Below are 20,174 nucleotides of genomic sequence, written 5' to 3' on the forward strand. Positions count from 1 at the left end.
GAAATCAAATGCTCTACTGCCAGGCCTGACGTATACCCAATCGGTGTTGTGTCAGTAGCTATATTCTGTGGTGAATTGTAGTACTTGAAAGTTATTGCGGAATAATAGAAAAAGAGCAAGAAGCCGGAAGTAATTATAACCAGCTCATTGCCCTCTTTGATTTATTTACGTGTCTGTCTGACACTTAGTCGCTTTTTGAAGCAATCGAGGAAACACCTGTCATCGTTTAATAATCGTCAAAATGCATCTCCTCACAATAATCGTCTGTGTTGTACCTGTCTTCAATCATATCAAATCGTATGGGATCTATAGAGGAAATTGTATATTCCGTACCACACTCATAGCAGACGATTTCATCACCTACGTCGAAATAGTATTCAACTGGAATGTAATCTAAGCAGATCTGACATTTACCAAATCTCCCCCTGTCGCCCTGGCGTTCATTAAATTTCCCCATGCTATCCTCACATATTTGTTAACAGCGAACAACAAAGCTAATGCGGAGATGTATTTTCAAAGACTGTGCCTAACATTGAGTTTTCTTGTAATCGCTTGTAAATAATAGAGAAATTAAACTCCCAGAGTAAAACGACGAGGCAAGTGGATTGACGCAATAATTCCGATTAGTGGAGTAAAATGCAGAGAACAACCTGTAACATTTTGTTTTTTAAACAAATTATATTCTTTTTCCGAATTAAAATTTTTATTCCGATTTTTTAAAGTCCTCCTTTTTCAAGCCGTGTATTTTCATTTTATTGTACAATGCCCGTGGGGTTAATCCTGCAAGTTGTGCAGCCTCACCTATCCGTCCATCTTTGAAGTCAAGAAGCTCGACCAAATACTTTCTTTCTGCGGACTGTGATAGCAGTTTTTTGTACGATTTCAGGGTAGTCCCTGGGCGGAATGCATTATCAGTTAAGTTGGTTACATCAACTGAAGTGTCAGCAATGGGAATGCCTGGTATTTGAATGAGTTCTGCCTCTATCGTATGCTCAACAGTCAGCATTACGGCTCGTTCAATCACATTTTGCAGTTCTCTCACATTGCCGAACCATGGGACGGATAGGAGCAGGTTCATGGCCCTATTATCTAATCCTGTAACGTAGTCCCGTCCGTTTCTCTTCTTTTTATTTACAAAGTGCTGGACAAGGATTGGTATATCCTCCGGTCTGTCTCTCAGCGGTGGAATATGAATTTGAAAAACAGAGAGGCGGTAATAGAGGTCTGAACGAAGACTGCCTGAATGCAAAAGTTCTGTTGGATCAGTATTGGTTGCAGCAATAACCCTGAAATCGGTACAAATATCAACATTACTGCCTAGTCTTTGCAAGCTCCGTTCTTGAAGCACACGTAAGAGGCGGATTTGCATAGCCTGTGACATAGCTTCTACTTCGTCGAGGAATAAAGTACCTCCGGCAGCGTGCTCGATTTTACCGACACGACGGCCTGTCGCTCCGGTAAAAGCACCTTTTTCATATCCAAAAAGTTCTGATTCAAGGAGTGAGTCAGGTAGTGCTCCGCAATTAACCGCCATAAATGGGCCGGATTTCCTGCGCGATTCATTGTGGAAAATATTTGCCAACAACTCTTTGCCTGTACCGGTTTCACCAATTAAAAATACCGGAGATTCAGTTGGAGCAACATCTTTCACGAGGTCGACCAAATTCTCCATTAATGGACTTTTAGTTACAATTGTTTCAAGACCTGGTTGCTGGTGGATGTATCCGGCGAGATATCGTTCCTTGTTTTGTTCCTTTTTATTATTCATCAACTCAAGGAATAACGTTTTACATTCCATCAGATTATTTTTGCTCAGAAAATGAGTCTTCCCCGGCCAACGTGATGGTTGGTCTTGTAAATTGTCATGCTCACCCACCACTATTATTTGTGGCACAGAGTGGGCCGTGGCTAGTTCTTCAATAGACAGTTCGTGAAGATCTTGATGGATAGCGTCAATGATCCATGCATCAAATATCCGAGAGAATGCGGTAGAATAAAACTCATTGGCGGAGTTTATATTAAGAAGTCTGCAGTCGCTTGAAGTAAACACACGTTGTAGTTTTTCCAGAATATCAGTTAAACCAAATACCAGTATATTATGCATGGCAGTTGAACCTTAATTAAGTGAGAAGGACTTTTTCGGATACAATCGTTTTATTTTTCGCTATTCACTCGCAATTTCCCAGATACAAGTAAGTAGGTTTAAATTGACATGAATGTAACTGAAAACACCACTTTTATTGCACGGTTGCATAAAGCTGGCCAGGCAGCTTAGAGCAACAGAGAAAAAGATACTTAGGAAAATCTGTTCCATTGAGTATCAATGGGATAAAGATACCAATCTTTATCGTCTATCACATCCTATTATCTTATCCGATTCCCCACAATGCTCAGCCGCTTTTTTTATGAGCTTCCGGTAGGGAGGCCCGCACATAGGGGAACATGGGTATCATTTGCGCAGATCAACTCTTCGATTAAACTGATAGCATACAACAACGAGATATCGGGGAGTCTATCGGAATTAAACCAGCAGTGACAGGTCTTTTGCGTTTGGTGCGGAAGGAACGAGCATCTCTGAATTTACAACCGATAGTTCATTAAAGTGATGCTATGGGGCAAAGGGGATACGCGGCGAAGCGATCTCTGAGTATTTAATTGTGAAAAACACGTCCGGTACTGATGCACGAAACCACTCAGTCCATGTCGTAGCTTTGTGGACAAAAATAATTTATTCGGTGCAATCGGTGGCAATGCAAGGAACAAACGTAGAATGAAAATAAAGCAGTCATTTTTACTGAACTACATAAAATGAAAAGACCGAATGAACACGTCCGGTCTTTTTTATAAATAATTGCTACATGGGATGTAATACGCTGCTGTTGATGATCAATAATCATCAAAGTGCATTTCGCCGAAGTAGTCATCTTGTTCGTAATAATCTCCGGACATTTCCATTTTGACAGGGCTTTTGGATATGAGCGTATACTCTGTTCCACATTCATAGCAGATGATTTCATCACCTTTGTTGAAATAGTATTCAACTGGAATGTTGTTTAGGCAAATTTGACACTTGGCAAATCTTTCGGCATCCACAGTGTGGTGTTTCTTCTTAGTCATAATCTCTTCTCCTCATTTTATTATAATCTCAACCCTGAGTTGGTTGTGAAAATGGACAATCAAGGAGTGTGCCAAATAAGAATAAAACCTATAACACTTTGTAATATTGATAAAAAATCATTTTTCTTCGTTGGTTAGAGGGTATTTCTGCTGGAAGAAGGGCTTCCGAATTTAAAACAAAGAAAAGAAGGTTTGAATGGTAACTTACTGCAATTAAAAGAAATGTAAATTTTTCCGATTTGTGTTTATTTTTCCGATTTTTTAAATATAAAAAGGATTTTTCCGGCTCAAGCGCATTTTTGCCTTGACGGCCTGTTGGTTAAAAATTTACAGGGAACTTTTTTAGCAAAATAACTCGTTTTTTTACGATGAAAACCTCTTTACTCTCTTGGGAGTGCTAATAATCTTAACACAAATGCGAGTTGCGACTGATTCCCGTTGTCACACTCCAGTATAATTAGCTGACATCGCTGATATTATCTTGAATTATATTTTTCGACAATAACTTTGATAGTCATGGCATACAGGTGAAATATGGACTTTTAGAAATCAGATATAACAGAAAAAAGGTCATATCAAAGCCGGCGCTTAGCCGGTTAAGAGATTTACGAATAAGGTCTACCTAGCCCTGAGAACTGAAAGGCTGCCTCCTCAAAATTAAACTCTCTGGAAATTCAGTTTATGACTGCCAGCGTTCCTGTAAAACAAGCATGTTTTTGCTGTGGGTTAAAATCACAATCTCGTCATTTACACGAAATTTTGTATCATTATCGGCATGTGAAAATTCTCCATCACGATAATAGCAAATGACTCTTGCATCGAAAGGCAGGTGTAAATCTTTGACCGCAACAGCCTCTTCTTGTTTGGCTACAAAGGAAAATAGTCGAGCCTCTCCCTTGACAACCCTTGATAGTTCAACGCTTTCACCTACATCAACCATGTCCGCTAGATAACGGCTTATCGTCAGCAATGGAATGATGGTATCTTTGAGGCCAAGTTCATGACAGATACTCTCATATTGTTGATCACCAATGCTCGTAACGACGCGATTGAAACCAAGTGAACGTCCGACTAGGCTTGCGATAACGTTCACTTGGTCGCTGTTGGTCAGGCAAAACAAAAAGTCTGTTTGAGCTGGATTCACCTCGCTCAGAAGGTTTGGGTGGCTGCCATCACCATGCAGAAAGCTACAGTCCATATCTTTGGATAATTCATCTATTTTTAACTTGTTTCGCTCAACAATGATAACTTCGTGCCCTTTTTTTATGAGCACCCTAGCTGTTCCAATGCTAACTTTTCCGGCTCCAATAAATACTATTCTCATAGGCCCTCTATTCTTCTTCCAAACCAAGTACGTGGATACAGCAATACTAACCAGGCAATGATTTCAAGCCTCCCCAACAGCATGTCAACGCATAAAACCCATTTAAGCAGGGTGGGCAAGGCTGCACTCGTGATTCCTGTGGATAAGCCTACCGTCCCTAGTGCCGATGCCACCTCAAATAAAGAATCTATCGGATTGTACCCCATTGCTACAAAAGGGAGCCATGAAAAGGCTAAAATAGCGATGAACAATAAAATGAGTATCAAAGCTGTATGGATTTCTTCATCATGCAATTGATGGTTGGCGATCCTGTGTTCAATAACTGCATGTTTCGGCAGACAGGTCCGAAGGAGAAGCACGTGTACGAAGTTCATGGCTATCAGTAGCCGCAGAATTTTGAATCCGCCTGCAGTTGATTCCACACCACCACCCACTAGCATTGAAAAAGTAAGCAAAAGCTTTGACGTCACATCAAGCTCAGCAGGTGAGATTGAAGAAAATCCTGATGTTGTCTGTGCAGAAAAAGCAAGTAAAGGAGCATGGTGAAGTATTTGTGACCACGTCATGCTCCCATTTACTCTCATAGATGCACTCACAAATAACGACATCACCAAAGAAGCTACCAAGATAGCTTTGAGTTGAAATAATCCCACGTTATCGCGATGTTTTTTAGAGAACAATCGATAGTAAAAAGTCAACGGGACTGCAGCGCATATACACACTAATGTTATCCACACTTGTACCGGCCAATTGAAGTTTTCTAAACTTTTGGTATCTGGAGCAAAGCCTCCGGTCGAAACTGCCGAGAAAGAATAAAGGAGGGCGTCGAACAAATTAATTCCAACCAACAAGGATCCGAAGACGGCTACAACTGTGAGAATGCTATAAACTTTAAAAACTCGCCGGGCGTGTGCTCGTGTACCTCCGACTAAATCATCCTTTTCTGTTCCTGTGGCTGCTAAACTTTTTGTTACCAAACCAGGTTGCATAATGAACGCTAGAGAAAGTACGACGATACCAAGTCCACCATACCATTGCATCCAAGCACGTGTGAAAAGGAAGGTCATCGGTGCATCAACGAGCGTAGTCTTCGTGCTCAACCCTGTTGTCGTGACACCTGAGACAGCTTCAAAAAATGCGTCCAGAAAACTTAACTCAGAGCTCATCATAGGGTAGGCCATAACAAGCGGCGTGAAAAAAAACATGAGGACTACTAAAACCAACCCCTCATTGACTTGCATATTGGCAGGGGGTTTCATCCGAGCTGTCCCAATCCATAGACCAGTAAGACAGCATATTACAATAGTATATCTCAGAGCGGCAAGACTCTCCCCGGATATCAAAGACACAAGCAAAGGTGCTAATGTCAATATGGCAAGAATAAGGTTCATTTGACCGAAATACTTAAAGACTACATAAAGCCGTACGGCGTACCTGAGCCCGCTTGCTTGGTTGGCCAAAATCAAATCCTTTTATTTTATAAATGGGGAGAGCACCTATTCTGCACCTCTGAATACATTATACGGCAGTACGGTGTATTCGATAAAGTTTTTTGTTCAGTCGATGGTGTGTTGGTAATTTTTTCTTTATGGTCATTAAACCGGACGGCCGACGTATAATACTTGAAAATTTGCAGTCTTTTGGGATGTTGAAAATTTGGGTAGAAAATCTTCATTCCAAAATAATTCCAGAGCACCAATGAAGTGTCATTGAAAAATCGGCACTGCTGGAGCTAAATACTTTTCATTTTTGCATAAGCCACAATAGCTTGATCGTCATTCTCATTTAATGTGGCCCTGGTATCATTATTACTGCCTCTGCGGGTAATCGTTATTCCTCGCCCAAAAAAAAGCCCGCATGGGGTGACCATACGGGCTTAAGCAACTTAGACAAAGGTAATGGCTCGAATTACATACTCGAGACTACCTCCATATCCATTCTGTCTTCAAATCCAGCACCTTGGTTTCTTCAAAAAAAGTGACCTCATTGCCATCGAATTCGCCAAACGGCAGATACGACAAAACCACGGAAACCGTTATTTCATCATCGAGTAATTCCCTACGGGTGGAAGTACCTGCCACTTTATCTTCATAGGGAAATGTGATTTCAAACGTTTCGTGAACACGTGCCAATGGTGGAATACTTGTTTCTCTGAGAATACCGCTTTTTTCGTAAGGTCCTCTACCCATCTCCTTCCCGCGCCCGAGGCGTCCAGGAAAGGGCATATAAAATTTCTGTTTATTATAAATTACCGTATCATCCTTTGTTTTCGCAGTCACATCCAGGACCAGCCTATTTGGAGTAGGTCAGCCATCCGGTATACCGTGACCGGTTTTGTTGTAAATTTCAACGTTGATGATACCAATCGGCAGCACCCCTTCCTGCTTGTTTTTTCGCCAGAATAATGACTGTCCGTCCACGTTCACATCTACGGCCATGGCAATCATGTCTTCATCCCGATATGCCTGCATATCATGACCAAGACCGGATTCATCCATGTGGCACTCCTGACAGGTTTTGCTGCCGCCATGTGCTATATAGGCAAAAAGGTAACTGCCATATGCCGTTGCGCACTGGGAAGGGTGATCCAGTTCGAAATTGGGTCCCTGCCCATGGCACTGCCCACAAAAAATGGCTTCACCCAATGCCGGCGCTACTGCCATTTTGGGATACTCTTCATCTTCATGGTCTCCCTCGGTGGCACCATAGACGGTATCCGGTTGCGGATACCCATCGGCATACTTGTGAATAAGCGCCAGCTTATTGTGGCACACCATGCAGCCGATGTTCAAACTGGCTATGGTCTCTTCCAACTCCTCAGCTCGATCATAATTTCCGACTTTATATGCCTTTTGCCAGGCGCGGATGGTTGCCACAATTTCGCGGGCGACATCATCGGTGGCTTCGTCCAATTGAGGCAAATGGCACTTCATACACATCATCAGGCTTTCGACGGTGATATCTTCGTCTTTCTTTACCCCGGAATAGGGAAACAGCTTTAACCCCTTTTCAATGGCGGTGATGATCGTCGGTGCGGTGCGAGGCGTGCCCAAAATAGACATGGCATGAAGTGACTCCGACCATTGATCATGGGCATCTTCATGACATTCAAGACACCTGCTCGAATCATATCGCTCTGCAAGCTCAGCAATTGTCTTTGCCTTGGGCCGCGGTTCAGGCTTTGGCCCTCCAGCACCCACGGCACTGGTTACTGCCAACAAACAGGCAGTAATGCAGGCAATAAGGACTGCCCAGATAGTGTTCATTTTTCCTCCTTCACTCAATGGTTATCTCCAGTGTAACTTTACCAAACCGGCCAAGTTACGTTGTTCACTTCTTGTCCCCTTCACACGGCACGCAACCTCGCAGACCCTTTTCAGCACTGTTTGTTGTTAATGGGTATAGTCAAGTATCTCTCTGTCTGTTCTTATTTTTGCGGCAACAGCATCTTTGATTTGTTCAAATTGGGACAGGCCATACCAATCGGATTGCCTTTTGAAATACATGGTACAAAAGCTATATTTTCCGTACCTCTATCAACAATCAGCTGAGCCCTTGAGACAGCTCTTTTCCCCGGACATATACCTTCAACTTGCTGACAACGGATGACACCTACTGCTTCCATCCGCCTCTTCTTTCTTCTCTTTCACCGCGCACTCAACACGTTAGCATTTTTACAGATCCATCAGGACTCGTATGGTATTTAAAAGACAGCCTCATTGCAGGGATAGTCCAAACCACCCGAATTGACTTCTTAAATACAAGTCTGGTATGTAGTAATCGATCGTTAATTACGTGTCCAGCGAATCAAATTAGTAGTTATTATCGAAATATTCGATAGGAGAATCAAGGTGGAATTACGACAACTCAAGACCTTTCTGGTGGTAGCGGACTTATTAAGTTTCAGTCAGGCTGCCGACACGCTTAATTACGCACAATCAACTGTTTCTTCACGAATCAGAACCCTGGAGGAAGAACTCGGCGTTCCACTTTTCGACCGTCTGGGAAAAAGAGTAGCACTGACCGAAGCAGGAAGAATAATGGTTCGGTACGCAAAAAAATTAACAGACATGGAGGCGGAAACCTTTGCAGAGGTAGCGGGCTGGGAAGAACCGGAAGGTTCCATCTCTGTGCGGATTCCACAGAGCCTTGGAAATTATATCCTGCCACAAGTACTTAGCCGTTTCCAACAACAGTATCCAAGGGTCAACCTGGACATCAACAGTTGCGCCTTTTCCTCTTTGAAACGTGAATTACGGTCCGGCATCACAGATGTGGCCTTTCTCCTCATAGATGCCATTCACGAAGCTGACCTTAAAAGTGAGGTTTTGGGATTTACACACCTGCTCTTCGTTTGTTCCAATCACTGTGCGTTAACCAAAAAGGCGCATGTCAGCCTGAAAGATTTGGAAAATGAAACATTCCTTCTGCCGAAATACGATTGTCAATACAATACGATCTTTCTGCAAACACTGGATGAACTGAAGGTAAAGCCCGCTGCCACCATTGAGCTCAACTCCCTTCAAACAATCAAATCATGTGTGGAGCAACAGGTCGGAGTGACCATTCTGCCGGAGATAGCTGTTAAAGAGGAACTGGAGCAGGGACGTTTTGCTTCTTTTCAAGTAGGAAAAGAGACTATAGAGACAGCCATTTTAATGATTCAGCATAAAAATAAATGGCTCTCACAGTCCATGGAAGCATTTATCAGGGAAGTAAAAGCTTGTTTCCCATAATTCAGCAAACAAGGAGAGATGTCGAAAAAAAATAAGAAGACAAAAAAAAAGCCGTTCCTTAAATGGAACGGCTTTTCTTATGATAAGCAAAAATACTTAGAATAAATTCAGTTTTTTCAAAAATCGAATTGCCAAGTTAAAAGAGGCAACGATCACCACTACCCATGTGATCAAAAGAAATGTATTCATATACTTAACCTCCTATGGCTAGTAAGCAGCTCTATCGCCGGTGTCTTCAATTTTCATTTTCTTCCTATCCATTGCCCACCACACATAGATGATGTAGGCCAGGACAAAGGGAATAGTCAGGGCCACATACGTCATGACTTTTAAAGTATAAGGACTGGAAGAGGCATTATAGATAGTCAGGCTGGACTGCAAATCAAATTTTGATGGATAAAAAGCCGTATTATTATATGCGGGCAAGAGCAAAACAGTCAGCCCCACCAGCACCGTACCCAGACCGCCAAACCATATGCCGGCGGTACTTTTTGTTTTTGCGGTCCGCAGCGCCCCTAAGATAACCAGTACCAGACCACCTAACAGTAGCCCAAGCAGCCAGGGGTTAGCGAGCAAATTATGGAAGTATTTAAATTTCACATACTCAATGGTTCCCTGCTCATCAACGATACCAAAACCTTTCATCACCAGCAACGAGACGACAACGTAGAGGCAAAATGGCAAGGACAAGGTAAAATTCGTCCAACAGGCCTTTCTCAGCCTTTGTTCCATATCCGGTACTGCGGAGAGATCGATGTTGTTTACCAGATACATTGCCCCCAGGGTTCGTGCGTTAAAGACCAGGAAGAGGCCTAATGCGATGTTGAAGACACTGGAAAGAGAAAAACTAAGTGCAGCCTCCAGACCTCGCAACGGATGCATCCAGGTCACAAAGTTATACCCGCTGAGTTGAAAATTGGACCCGGTGAAAAAGGTGCCGACAGCAGCCCCTATGAGAAGGATTCCCACAGATCCGTTGATGAACAAAAAGAATTCATAGACCTTGCTCCCATATATGTTACGCGGTTTGGTACGGAATTCATAACTGACAGCCTGAATAATGAAGGTGAAAAGAATCAGTATCCAAACCCAATAGGCCCCGCCAAAGGAGGTTGAATAAAACTTTGGGAAAGAGGCAAACAGGGCACCACCAAAAAGAACCAAAGTGGTAAAGGTTAATTCCCACTTTCGACCAAGGGAATTAATAACCAGGCCCTTTTCGGTCTCTGTTTTTGCCACCTGCCATAACAGGCTCTGTCCACCTTGGACAAAGGTGAGAAAAAGAAAAAGCGAACCCACCACCGAACAGATCAGCCACCAAAGATGCTGCATGGTTGCATAGTCAAGATTTTCAATCATGTTAGTCCTCCTCCGGCCCGATGCTGACCTGTTTTGCCATAATGCTGATTTCCGCTAACAATAACAATGTAAACAAAATCAAAAACATATAAAAAGTCGTCTGTACCGTGCCTGTGGTCAGGTTGGTTCGTGCTACAGTTACCGGCAGCAAGCCCTGTATTGCCCAGGGCTGACGACCAACTTCAGCCACAACCCACCCAGCCTGAGAAGCAACCAAGCCCAGGATATAAAGCACTGTTCCTCCACCCAGCAACAGTTTCTTGTTCTCCAGGGTTCCTTTAAGGCTGAAATAGAGGTAAGCAAAAAACACCAGTGGAAAAAGAGACCCCAGGGCAACCATTATATGAAAGGCATTAAAGGACAACGCTACCGGAGGCACAGTGTCTTCAGGCTTTTCCAGAAAACCGTAGCCTAAAAATTCTTTGTGTTCATTAAAGGTTGCCAAGTGTATATCTGCTGTTGCCTGATCGCCACTCTTGAGCGCCTGTTTGTAGGCATCGAGATTAGAAATAGCAACCTTCCCCCTTTCCATTTTCTGGGCTGCGCCGACAATGTTGTATTCTTCATTACCGTAAACCAGATCTTTTATACCAGGGACAAAGGAACCAAACGAACGGTTGGCCATGAGAGACAGCAAACCCGGTATGCGGAATTCAAACTCAAAGGGCTCCTCCTCATTATCAACCCGCTTGTCCCGGTTAACAATCCCAAGAGCAACCAAGCCGGCACTATTTTCTCCATCCCAGAGACCTTCAAAAGCAGCAAGCTTCATCGGCTGTACTTCAGCTATCTGATAGGCTGACTCGTCGCCATTAAATACAACAAATATTGAGGCAACAAGGCCAAAAACAGACGCGACCACGATGGATCGTTTGGCCATAATGACGTGGCGGCCACGCAGCAGGAACCAGGAAGAGATGGAGAGAATAAATAGGGCTGCAACCAGCATGGAAGAACTGGTTGTATGGGTAAACTTGGACACGGCATAAGGAGAAAAGGCAACCTCGAAAAAATTCTGCATTTCAAATCGTGCAGTGTCAGGATTGAATGCCTGTCCAACAGGGTATTGCATCCAGGCGTTGGCAACAAGAATCCATACTGCTGACATGTTAGAACCCACAGCAACCATCCAGGTGGAAAACAGGTGAAATTTCTTAGATACCCTGTTCCAGCCAAAAAACATGACTGCGAAAAATGTTGCTTCCAGAAAAAAGGCAATAATCCCTTCGATGGCCAAAGGAGCACCGAAAATATCGCCCACCATCCAGGAGTAATTTGACCAGTTGGTCCCGAACTCAAACTCCATGATGATACCGGTTGCAACACCGATGGCAAAGTTCACGCCAAAGAGCTTCATCCAGAACTTAGTCAGCCGTTTCCACTCCTCACTGCCTGTTTTCACATAAATAGTGTGATAAAACGCAACGAGCCATGAAAGCCCAAGAGTCAACGGCACAAAAAGCCAATGATACATAGCTGTTAGAGCAAACTGTGCCCTGGCCCAGTTAACCATGGTCAGGTCAAAGTTTTCGATCATAACTGGTCTCCTTTTTCCAAAGTGTTTGTTACTTGAACCGACTGTGTGATTTGATCAATCACATAATCAGCTCTGTCTTTATCGGTTGTAAAATTAGTTGCTAGAAAATCGGGGAAGAAAAAAAGTTTCAAGACCCCAAATATGATCAGCAGTTTTATAAAAATAATTTTCCAAAGTGTCTTCCCCAAAGTCATCTGGCGAAAGCCATCCAGATAAAAACGGTAAATTCGTATGGGAAGAGACGGCTGTTTCACAATAATTTGCTCCATGGCTCCTCTTTCATTTAAACGCTGTTAGCTTCGGGAATATTCTCAGGATCACCATCAGTACCTTCCAAACCAGGGCAGGGGCCACGAGAGGGTGCAATACAAGACTCTTCTCTGACCAACTGCTCCAGGCTTACCTCGCTTAAGGTAGTGCGTAACTGATCCCTTGCCTTCATCCATACCTGATGAACAGCACAACTGTAGCTGACTCTACAAGTAGATGGTCTTGCAATGCAATCGTTAAGATAGATTTCTCCTATCATGATTTCAACAACTTCGAGCAGACTTATTGCAGCCGGCTCTTTGAGCAAAACAAACCCACCTTTTGCCCCCTGTCGGATTTCAATAAGACCTGCCCTGGCTAAGTCCTGGGCAATTTTTGCTAAAAAATGTCCGGGGATCTCTGCACGTTGGGCAATTTCCTGACGGCTGGTCAACAGACCTTTACCACGTTTTGCCAGATAAACCATGCACCGGATCGCATATTCAGCTGCTCTTGTCAATCGCATAAACAAAACCAAAAAGATATATAAGATAGATAAAGTCCGATATAGAAAATCACGCCTGTTCTGTCAACAATTAAATCAAGAACAATTCTTCTTCTCAGAAGCAAGGAGAGGTGGTATGTAAAGATATGCTAGGGTAGCTTCAAGTAGATGAAGAAACAGGTATGGCCTTTTCAACCACTATCAATGGTGCATAAACAACGTATCATAGGTGCAACGGATGAATCAGGCGCGAGCATTCGACACCCAAATCGGAGCTGCTGCTAAGTAGAAGCCTGACGCCTGCACCGGCATTGATGTCATAGCCATGACACACACGACAGGAAAAAATAATGACAACCACGATAAACAATGAACGATACTCAAGGGTGGTAAGGGAATACAAAAAACGTTTCGGTGAGTTGCCGCCAATGCTTTTCAATGCAGGGCCGGCTCTTGACCTTTGCCTGGACCTAATGGAGCAGGCGATTCAGGGAAAACGAGGCAAGGTAACCGACTCAGATTTCGGGTATCCTCCTGGAGCGGACGTGTAAAGCTTTCAAAACGGATATTCAATTGCGACCTTAATGCCTTTATTCCTTTTCCGGCCTTGCAATATCCATTTGCGCCAATGAACTAAACTCACCTGCCAGATCAGGTTCACCGACCTGGCTTAAAATTTTTCCTCGAACAGCGTTGCGCAAGCTAAGCGCAGCCTGCCAATCATCGCCCGTGGGCATGATCTTTGGAGAAAAGATCACTCGTACCGGCCCACGGCGTGGGAACCAGGAGTCGCAGCGTAGTTTATTGCGCGTTCCGCGAATGGTAATCGGAACAATACCTGTTTTATTTTCCACTGCAGCCACAAAGACGCCCATCTGAAAGGGAAGCAGACCGGACATGCGCTGCAACGTACCTTCAGCAAAAAACAAAATCCGCTGACCACTCCCAACCTGCTGAGAAATCCTCTTCGAATCCTCTTTGCCCTGTTCCGCATCAAACCTCTTTACAAAAATAGTTCCCAAATTGGTGAGTGGTCTTCGCAGCCATCTGTTTTCCCCCAACTCAGCTTTCGCGACAAAACTGCACCTCACCGGCATTGAGGCTGTCAGGATCAAGGCATCCATGTAACTCATGTGATTGGCAACCAGCAGTACATGCTCCTGCTTTTCGATATGCGCCCTCCCCTTGATATCGATTCTCGTTCCACTTAACCAGGCAAGCAGACGGGCACACCGATGGGCAAGAAGCCAGCTTTTGTCGGCAGATCTGATCATTGAAAGACCTGCAGTAAGAGGCACCACCAGCACTGCTAAAAGCAGCCAGCAGTATGCTGCATACCCATAGCTGCCGACCTTGCGGTACAACTGCCGGAGAACCGGCAGCACACTCACCAGCGACATATGTATAATTTGCAACCATACAGGTCGTTGTTTTTGGCCGATAATCCCTTTTTCATATAACTCCCTGGTGGCTGCACGGCGCACTTTTCCGCTGGATGTTTTGAGCACAGAGCCTGGCGAGGCAATTATGACATCATCGGGAGGCATACCGAGCAAGTTTACCCCGATACTGGTGATTTTCTCTCGCAATGCGGCCTGTCTATCTGGAGCAACTACCCTGGATTCAGCAAGAACCACCACCTTTTCAGTGCCGTCTTGCCTGTCGTGACTGCCAAAAACGGCAACACACCCCTTTCGAATACCATCAATATCTCCCACGGCCTCTTCGTACTCATGGGGATATACATTCCTACCGCCTCGAATGATAATGTCTTTGACCCGGCTGGTAATATACACATCGCCATCAGCAATATAGGCAAGATCGCCTGAATCAAGCCACTCATCAACAAAAAGCTCTTTGGTCTGTTTAGGATTACGCAGGTAGCCGCTTGTTGCAGAAGGCCCTTTAAAGTGAAGTCTTCCCTGCTGCCGGTCAGGGAGCTCTCGGCCGTCCGAATCAACAATTCTTACCTGATGCCCAGGTAAAGGCTGACCACATGCAACAAACTCAAGCGAGCTCTCCTGTTCTCCTGTCGGTGTCGCTTGTCCTGTACGTAAAAAAAGGTCACGCTTGATAACGTCCACCAAGGGCCCCCTGTTAAGAGGCGGAAAGGCCAACCCCACCGAGGATTCAGCCAGACCGTAAACCGGCGCATAACATTCTTTGCGAAATCCATATGCTGTAAAACGATTGATAAAACGAGTGATGGTCTGACTGCTAATCGATTCTGCACCATTAAAGGCAAGTCGCCAGGAACTCAAGTCCAGCCCTTCCAACGCAGCATCGTCTATGCGACGACAACAGACTTCGTAGCCGAAATTGGGAGAAGCGGAAAGAGTGCCTCGATATTTATGGATAGCCCAGAGCCATCGCTCGGGTCGAGCTAGAAAAGAAAGAGGCGGCATTACCACCAGCCTGCATCCAAAATAGAGGCTCCCCAGCCAGGCTCCAATCAACCCCATATCATGATACAATGGCAACCAGGAAACAAAGACGTCCTTTGACCCGGCCTTGGTCACCTGCCCCATGGCCCGAATATTGGCCAGCAGATTGGCATGGGTCAGAATAACGCCCTTTGGGTCGCCAGTACTCCCCGAGGTATATTGGAGAAACGCTATATCCCCTTCGTGACAAGGGATAGGGACAAAAGATTGCCTGTTTTCGCAAAGGTCTTCGACAGTGACGACTGCCCGTAGAGAGTCGATCTGAGTCTGAAGCAGCCTGCCTATCAAGCGAACCTGATCAATGGTTATCAGCACTCTTGCCTGGGCATTGTCCAATATTTTTGTGTGCCGACGAAGATGCTCCTCTATCTGCGACGGCCTGGTTGGTGGATAAAGAGGAACCGGGACACAACCAATGAGCAATACCGCCATAAAACTATAAAAGTACGCAGTACTTGTCGGCAGCATAATTGCAACCGTATCGCCCTGCTCCAAACCATATTGCTGAAGCCCACCTGCTACTTCTTGGGCACCCTTGTATAATTCAGCAAAACTTATATTTTTTTCGCCATTATTAAAATCATCAAGGGTAATATGGACGGTGTCGGAAAGGAACTCTGCGTGATGGGTTATTACTTCATTTAAAGTGAGCGGTTCATAGCGTGTGAGATCCACATCAGCCACCGGTTCAGTAACAACCCGCTCGTCAGGCGCTCTTTGTGTCCTCGCTCCTCTGCTTTTCTCCAGCGCACGAAGGATATCCCTGGGAGTCTCAGCGGTCGTCAACACTCTCTCTGCAAGGTGTACTTCCAGTTTTTTCTCCAACCTAACCAACAGTTCTATCCTGCCGAGACTGTCTAACCCCAGATCCTTATCAAGCAAACTATCCAACGACACGTGGGGCTGGACATGGAGCTCCGGATGAAGTTCTTTGATCAGTTTTTTAATTTCAGCAAAAACAAGCTGTCTTTTTTCTCCGTTCTTCATAGGCAAGCCGTACATTTGCATGGATTGAAAAGAGCCTGACTCCTCACTCAATGGCATAACTACTCAATATCTTGGGTACTATTCAGCTAAAATATAAAAGCTGTCAATCTAACCCGAACTGTAACTGTCTTAAAAAGAGTATACTAGATCAAAACTGAGGATAGGCACTTTTTCTTCTCTGCTTGATCAGTTCTTTCCTGCATCATCCAGCCCATCCCGCTTCAATCCTGCCTGCCGTCCAAACAAATATGCCCCTTGTTTTCAACAACAAAGCAAACTATACTTGCCATTTACAACATACTATCGAAATTCGCCGCTAGCCCGTACATTCACCAAGGAAGAGATAATGCCGCAGGAAATTACCCCTTCACAAACGTTGTTTGACAGATTCCTTCATTCCCAATCTTCAGGTTCCATCGCGCTGCTCCTGGCGACCATCATTGCGGTGGGATGGGCAAATTCGCCTTGGGCAGAGGTCTACCACACCCTTAGCCACCTGGATATAGGCACCCATTTTGCCGGTAAGCAGTACCATCTGACCCTCGATCATTGGATCAAGGATGGACTGATGGCTATCTTTTTCTTTGTCGTGGGATTAGAGATAAAAAGAGAAGTACTCATCGGGGAACTTTCTTCCTTTCGCAAGGCCATATTACCGGTGGCAGCAGCCTGTGGCGGTGCGGTCTTGCCGGCTCTGCTCTACTACGCATTCAACCAAAGCGGTCCCACCTCTGCTGGATGGGGGATTCCCATGGCAACCGATATTGCCTTTGCACTGGGTGTACTCGCTCTATTCGGCAATCGTGTCCCTATAAGCCTCAAGGTCTTCCTGACCGCCCTGGCCATTGTGGATGACTTGATGGCTGTGCTGGTTATTGCCTTTTTTTATACTGATTCCATTTCCATCGCCGCCCTGGTCTTGGCAATAGCGCTTTTGTTCCTGCTCTCCTACACCATTCGCATGGGGGTGAGAAGACCTGGGATCCATTTACTCCTGATTATCTCCATATGGCTCTGTGTATTTCTCTCTGGAATCCATGCTACCATCGCCGGCGTCATGATTGCCATGGCCTATCCGGTAAAAGCCAGCATTGATCCGCAGCATTTTTATGATGTAATAAAAAAGCGCATTGCGAAACTGGAGACAACGAAACTCACTCGAGCGAGTATGGTGGATGACAAGCAGCAACTCCAAGCCATCAATCAGATCTATCTGGCGGCCGAAGACATGATCCCGGCAGGTATCTACCTGGAACAAAACCTGCATAATGTGCAGGCATTTTTAATTCTCCCTCTTTTTGCTCTCTTTGCAGCAGGGGTTACCATTGATGTAGAAACATTCCAGGGCTTTCCAAGCTCTGTCAGTCTTGGCATTATCCTCGGTTTAATCCTCGGGAAACAGATAGGTATTTTCGGTTTCAGCTTTCTGGTAATCAAAAGCGGCTTGGCTGAACTTTCCGGAGGTATTACGTGGACCCAACTCTGGGGGGCCTCGCTCCTCAGCGGAATTGGCTTTACCATGTCCATTTTTATCAGTGAATTGGCCTTTGTTGATGAGACAATCATTGCCGATGCAAAAATCGCTATCTTCATAGCATCTATTCTTGCGGCGGCGGCAGGCTATATTGTCCTGCATAAGGCGCTGCCTACTGCCAAGGCAAACAATTCCTAACCCGAATTTCTTATGAGTTTTTTGATTTTCGACTTAAATTTTTGATATTTATAGAAAATACGGTAGCGCTAAAAAAACAGACTGTTTTTTCGTCGATAATCAAAAAACTCACCCTCCGGGTCAGCGGATTTTTCCGCAGACTCTTTGTTGCAGGCCATTTGCGGTAGCTTACTATCGGAGTCTACGCTTCCTGCTGCGTGTCCTTACCTGCTGCGTGTCCTGCGCCTCGATCTGCGAAAAACTTCACTGATGAGAAATCCGGGTTAAATACGTTGTCTGGTATTGTTTTTTTACACTTGAGAAAAAACGAGAAGGGGTGGAGGAACACACGTCCCCCTTTTTAGTTGATCAGGCAAAAACTGTTATATCCTGTAAAAAGGATTTTACCAGGTCCTGAAACGACCGGTATCGATATGGACGAAATCTGACTTAGGATAATAGCCGACACCACCACATTGCATGGCAATGGCGCATTGTTGAACATAACGTGTCGGAGCCTCTGAAAATCGAATATCTATTGCCCGCCCTTCCATATGCAGGCTTCTTTTGGCAACGCCGGAACTGTTTTGCCTCAACTTCTTGTTGGTTACAGGGGAGCGAAACCCGGAGATGACCTCAAACGTCCCCTTATACCCCATATCCTGCTGTATATCCCACAACACGTCCAGCAGTCTTCTATCAATGGTATGCACTTCACCAGTACGAAAATCGCGAAGATAATGGTTTATCTGACCAAGAGCAACAGGATCGTACATTCCATGATGGAAATAAGTGACACCAAGGGACTGCCTGGTATGGGTATGATAAAAAGAGAGCGTCTTCTTCTCGAGCCTTTTTGCTCCAGCCACTACAGGATTAGTTCCAGCTGCCAACGCAAGGCCCAGCTTAACTGTTTTTTTCATCAACTGTCTTCTTGAAGAAGTCTTTTCGCTAAAAAATGTCGCTCTCATTCCCTCAGGTTTGCTCTAATGACTTTATGTTATGATTCCATAACGATACGAATTATTTAACCAAATAATTCAAGCCAGTAAAATGCAACCTTTGAAAAAAGTCAAGAAGAATATTTAAAAAAACATGCAATTGCAATAAGTTACCTCCAAACGCCTCTTATTTCAGCCTGACACGCTTCACATTTCCCATCAATTAATTGCTTCTTTTGCAACAAAAAACCATTTCTCTCGATTATCTTTGCTCCACACTCCGGACAAAAAGTATCTTCACCTTCTCCCGGAATATTACCCTGATAAACATGGTGAAGCCCGGCTTCTTTTCCGATACGATACGCCTTACGCAACAGTTCCGGAGAAGTGCGAGGTCTGTCCATCATTTTGTAGGTAGGGTAAAAAGCACTCACATGCCATGGTAAAGCTGGGTCGATTTGATAAATGAAGGCGGCAATTTCCTTTAACTCCTCGTCCGAATCATTTAATCCTGGAATAATCAGGGTCGTCACCTCCACCCACACACCAAGTTCATGGAAAAGAAGAACATTATCAAGAACCGGCTGTAAACGTGCCTTGCATACTTTTTTATAAAAAGAATCAGTAAATGCTTTAATATCAATATTTATAGCATCAAGGAACGGAGCAATATCTCTGGCAGCCTCAGGGGTCATATACCCATTGCTGACATAGACGTTACAAATTTTTTTCTGCCTGGCGAGTTCAGCACACCGCCTACTATATTCAAAGAAGACAGTAGGTTCCACATAGGTATAGCTAATACTTGTGCATCCCTTTTGCTCGGCTAAGGCAACCACCTCCTCAGGCGTGGTTTGCTTACCGATAATTTCCTGGTCGTGCATATGAGGGTACTGAGAGATTTCGAAATTCTGACAATGAAGACAACGAAAATTGCATCCCACCGTGGAAATGGAATAGGTGCGGCTACCGGGTAAAAAATGAAACAAAGGCTTTTTTTCTATTGGGTCAATATGCTCAGCCACCAATAAACCATACACAAGACTGAACAGTCGTCCTTCCCTATTTTCCCTTACCCCGCAAAGACCTCTATGTCCTGGTTGAATGGTACAGCGATGACAGCAAAGCGAGCAGGTAACTGTATCGGATTTTCCTTGAGTATAGAACATCGCTTCATGCATGACTCACGACAGTGTTTCCCGGTTGACGGACAAACACTCCTCCCGTTATAATAGGTTGGATGTAAGCAAAGGAGGCAGCATCAACCGACTCATACATTTCAATGCCTCTCCTCTGCACGATACTGTATACTTCCTAAGTATTG

The 20,174-nt window shown here is 44.6% G+C and carries 17 protein-coding genes; 3 read left to right on the plus strand and 14 right to left on the minus strand.

All coding sequences use genetic code 11. The features are described from left to right. Window positions 1–226: 226 nt before the first annotated feature. The 7 genes from JWH17_RS06005 to JWH17_RS24560 all read right to left on the minus strand — a co-directional run bounded on the left by JWH17_RS06005 (window position 227) and on the right by JWH17_RS24560 (window position 8,066). A complete protein-coding gene (locus tag JWH17_RS06005) occupies window positions 227–457 on the minus strand; it encodes a hypothetical protein (protein ID WP_205221685.1) in 231 nt (76 codons plus the stop codon). 246 nt (window positions 458–703) lie between these two features. Then, complete coding sequence (locus JWH17_RS06010; RefSeq protein ID WP_205221686.1) at window positions 704–2,104, minus strand: sigma-54 interaction domain-containing protein; 1,401 nt, start codon at window positions 2,102–2,104, stop codon at window positions 704–706. Window positions 2,105–2,886: 782 nt separating this feature from the next. Next, a complete protein-coding gene (locus tag JWH17_RS06015; RefSeq protein WP_205221687.1) occupies window positions 2,887–3,117 on the minus strand; it encodes a hypothetical protein in 231 nt (76 codons plus the stop codon). Between the two features lie 679 nt (window positions 3,118–3,796). Then, on the minus strand, window positions 3,797–4,441 hold the full coding sequence (locus tag JWH17_RS06020; protein ID WP_205221688.1) for a potassium channel family protein: 645 nt from the start codon (window positions 4,439–4,441) through the stop codon (window positions 3,797–3,799). Beyond that, window positions 4,438–5,907 (minus strand): TrkH family potassium uptake protein, encoded by a 1,470-nt coding sequence (locus tag JWH17_RS06025; protein ID WP_332468375.1) that lies wholly within the window; start codon window positions 5,905–5,907, stop codon window positions 4,438–4,440. Before JWH17_RS06025 ends, JWH17_RS06020 begins: the two co-directional genes overlap by 4 nt. 456 nt (window positions 5,908–6,363) lie before the next feature. Then, window positions 6,364–7,707, minus strand: a complete 1,344-nt coding sequence (gene extKL, locus JWH17_RS06035; RefSeq protein ID WP_269755818.1) for a multiheme c-type cytochrome (seleno)protein ExtKL — start codon at window positions 7,705–7,707, stop codon at window positions 6,364–6,366. Between the two features lie 161 nt (window positions 7,708–7,868). After that, complete coding sequence (locus tag JWH17_RS24560; RefSeq protein WP_205221692.1) at window positions 7,869–8,066, minus strand: CGGC domain-containing protein; 198 nt, start codon at window positions 8,064–8,066, stop codon at window positions 7,869–7,871. Window positions 8,067–8,292: 226 nt separating this feature from the next. Between JWH17_RS24560 and JWH17_RS06045 the strand changes: the two genes are divergently transcribed. After that, a complete protein-coding gene (locus JWH17_RS06045; protein ID WP_205221693.1) occupies window positions 8,293–9,177 on the plus strand; it encodes a LysR family transcriptional regulator in 885 nt (294 codons plus the stop codon). 207 nt (window positions 9,178–9,384) lie between these two features. Here the strand turns inward: JWH17_RS06045 and cydB are convergent, their stop codons facing one another. The 4 genes from cydB to JWH17_RS06065 are packed head-to-tail and all read right to left on the minus strand — an operon-like array spanning window position 9,385 to window position 12,848. After that, window positions 9,385–10,536: a cytochrome d ubiquinol oxidase subunit II gene (cydB, locus tag JWH17_RS06050; RefSeq protein WP_205221694.1), complete on the minus strand. Its 1,152-nt coding sequence runs from the start codon at window positions 10,534–10,536 to the stop codon at window positions 9,385–9,387. Between the two features lies 1 nt (window position 10,537). Then, window positions 10,538–12,073 carry a cytochrome ubiquinol oxidase subunit I gene (locus tag JWH17_RS06055; protein WP_205221695.1) on the minus strand — a complete coding sequence of 512 codons (1,536 nt, stop codon included), beginning with the start codon at window positions 12,071–12,073 and terminating at the stop codon, window positions 10,538–10,540. Further along, window positions 12,070–12,342, minus strand: coding sequence for a DUF4492 domain-containing protein (locus JWH17_RS06060; protein ID WP_205221696.1), 273 nt, complete (start codon window positions 12,340–12,342; stop codon window positions 12,070–12,072). The genes JWH17_RS06055 and JWH17_RS06060 overlap by 4 nt, the downstream gene beginning before the upstream one ends. Window positions 12,343–12,356: 14 nt before the next feature. Beyond that, window positions 12,357–12,848: an RrF2 family transcriptional regulator gene (locus tag JWH17_RS06065; RefSeq protein ID WP_205221697.1), complete on the minus strand. Its 492-nt coding sequence runs from the start codon at window positions 12,846–12,848 to the stop codon at window positions 12,357–12,359. Window positions 12,849–13,177: 329 nt separating this feature from the next. Here JWH17_RS06065 and JWH17_RS06070 point away from each other — a divergent pair, with 329 nt between their 5' ends. Then, window positions 13,178–13,378 carry a hypothetical protein gene (locus JWH17_RS06070; protein WP_205221698.1) on the plus strand — a complete coding sequence of 67 codons (201 nt, stop codon included), beginning with the start codon at window positions 13,178–13,180 and terminating at the stop codon, window positions 13,376–13,378. Window positions 13,379–13,417: 39 nt separating this feature from the next. Here JWH17_RS06070 and JWH17_RS06075 read toward each other — a convergent pair whose 3' ends face one another. Next, window positions 13,418–16,315 carry an AMP-binding protein gene (locus JWH17_RS06075; RefSeq protein WP_205221699.1) on the minus strand — a complete coding sequence of 966 codons (2,898 nt, stop codon included), beginning with the start codon at window positions 16,313–16,315 and terminating at the stop codon, window positions 13,418–13,420. Window positions 16,316–16,604: 289 nt separating this feature from the next. Here JWH17_RS06075 and nhaA point away from each other — a divergent pair, with 289 nt between their 5' ends. Continuing rightward, window positions 16,605–17,930, plus strand: coding sequence for a Na+/H+ antiporter NhaA (nhaA, locus tag JWH17_RS06080; protein WP_205221700.1), 1,326 nt, complete (start codon window positions 16,605–16,607; stop codon window positions 17,928–17,930). Between the two features lie 383 nt (window positions 17,931–18,313). Here nhaA and mepK read toward each other — a convergent pair whose 3' ends face one another. Next, entirely contained in the window at window positions 18,314–18,832 is a 519-nt protein-coding gene (gene mepK / locus JWH17_RS06085; protein WP_232370936.1) for a peptidoglycan L,D-endopeptidase MepK, read from the minus strand. Between the two features lie 188 nt (window positions 18,833–19,020). Further along, the gene (gene amrS, locus JWH17_RS06090) at window positions 19,021–20,031 is read right to left on the minus strand and encodes an AmmeMemoRadiSam system radical SAM enzyme (protein ID WP_205221702.1); all 1,011 of its coding nucleotides are present in this window, start codon (window positions 20,029–20,031) and stop codon (window positions 19,021–19,023) included. Between the last annotated feature and the right edge of the window lie 143 nt (window positions 20,032–20,174).

Origin of the sequence: Desulfogranum marinum (genome assembly GCF_016918565.1) — a bacterium.
Lineage (GTDB): Bacteria > Desulfobacterota > Desulfobulbia > Desulfobulbales > Desulfobulbaceae > Desulfogranum > Desulfogranum marinum.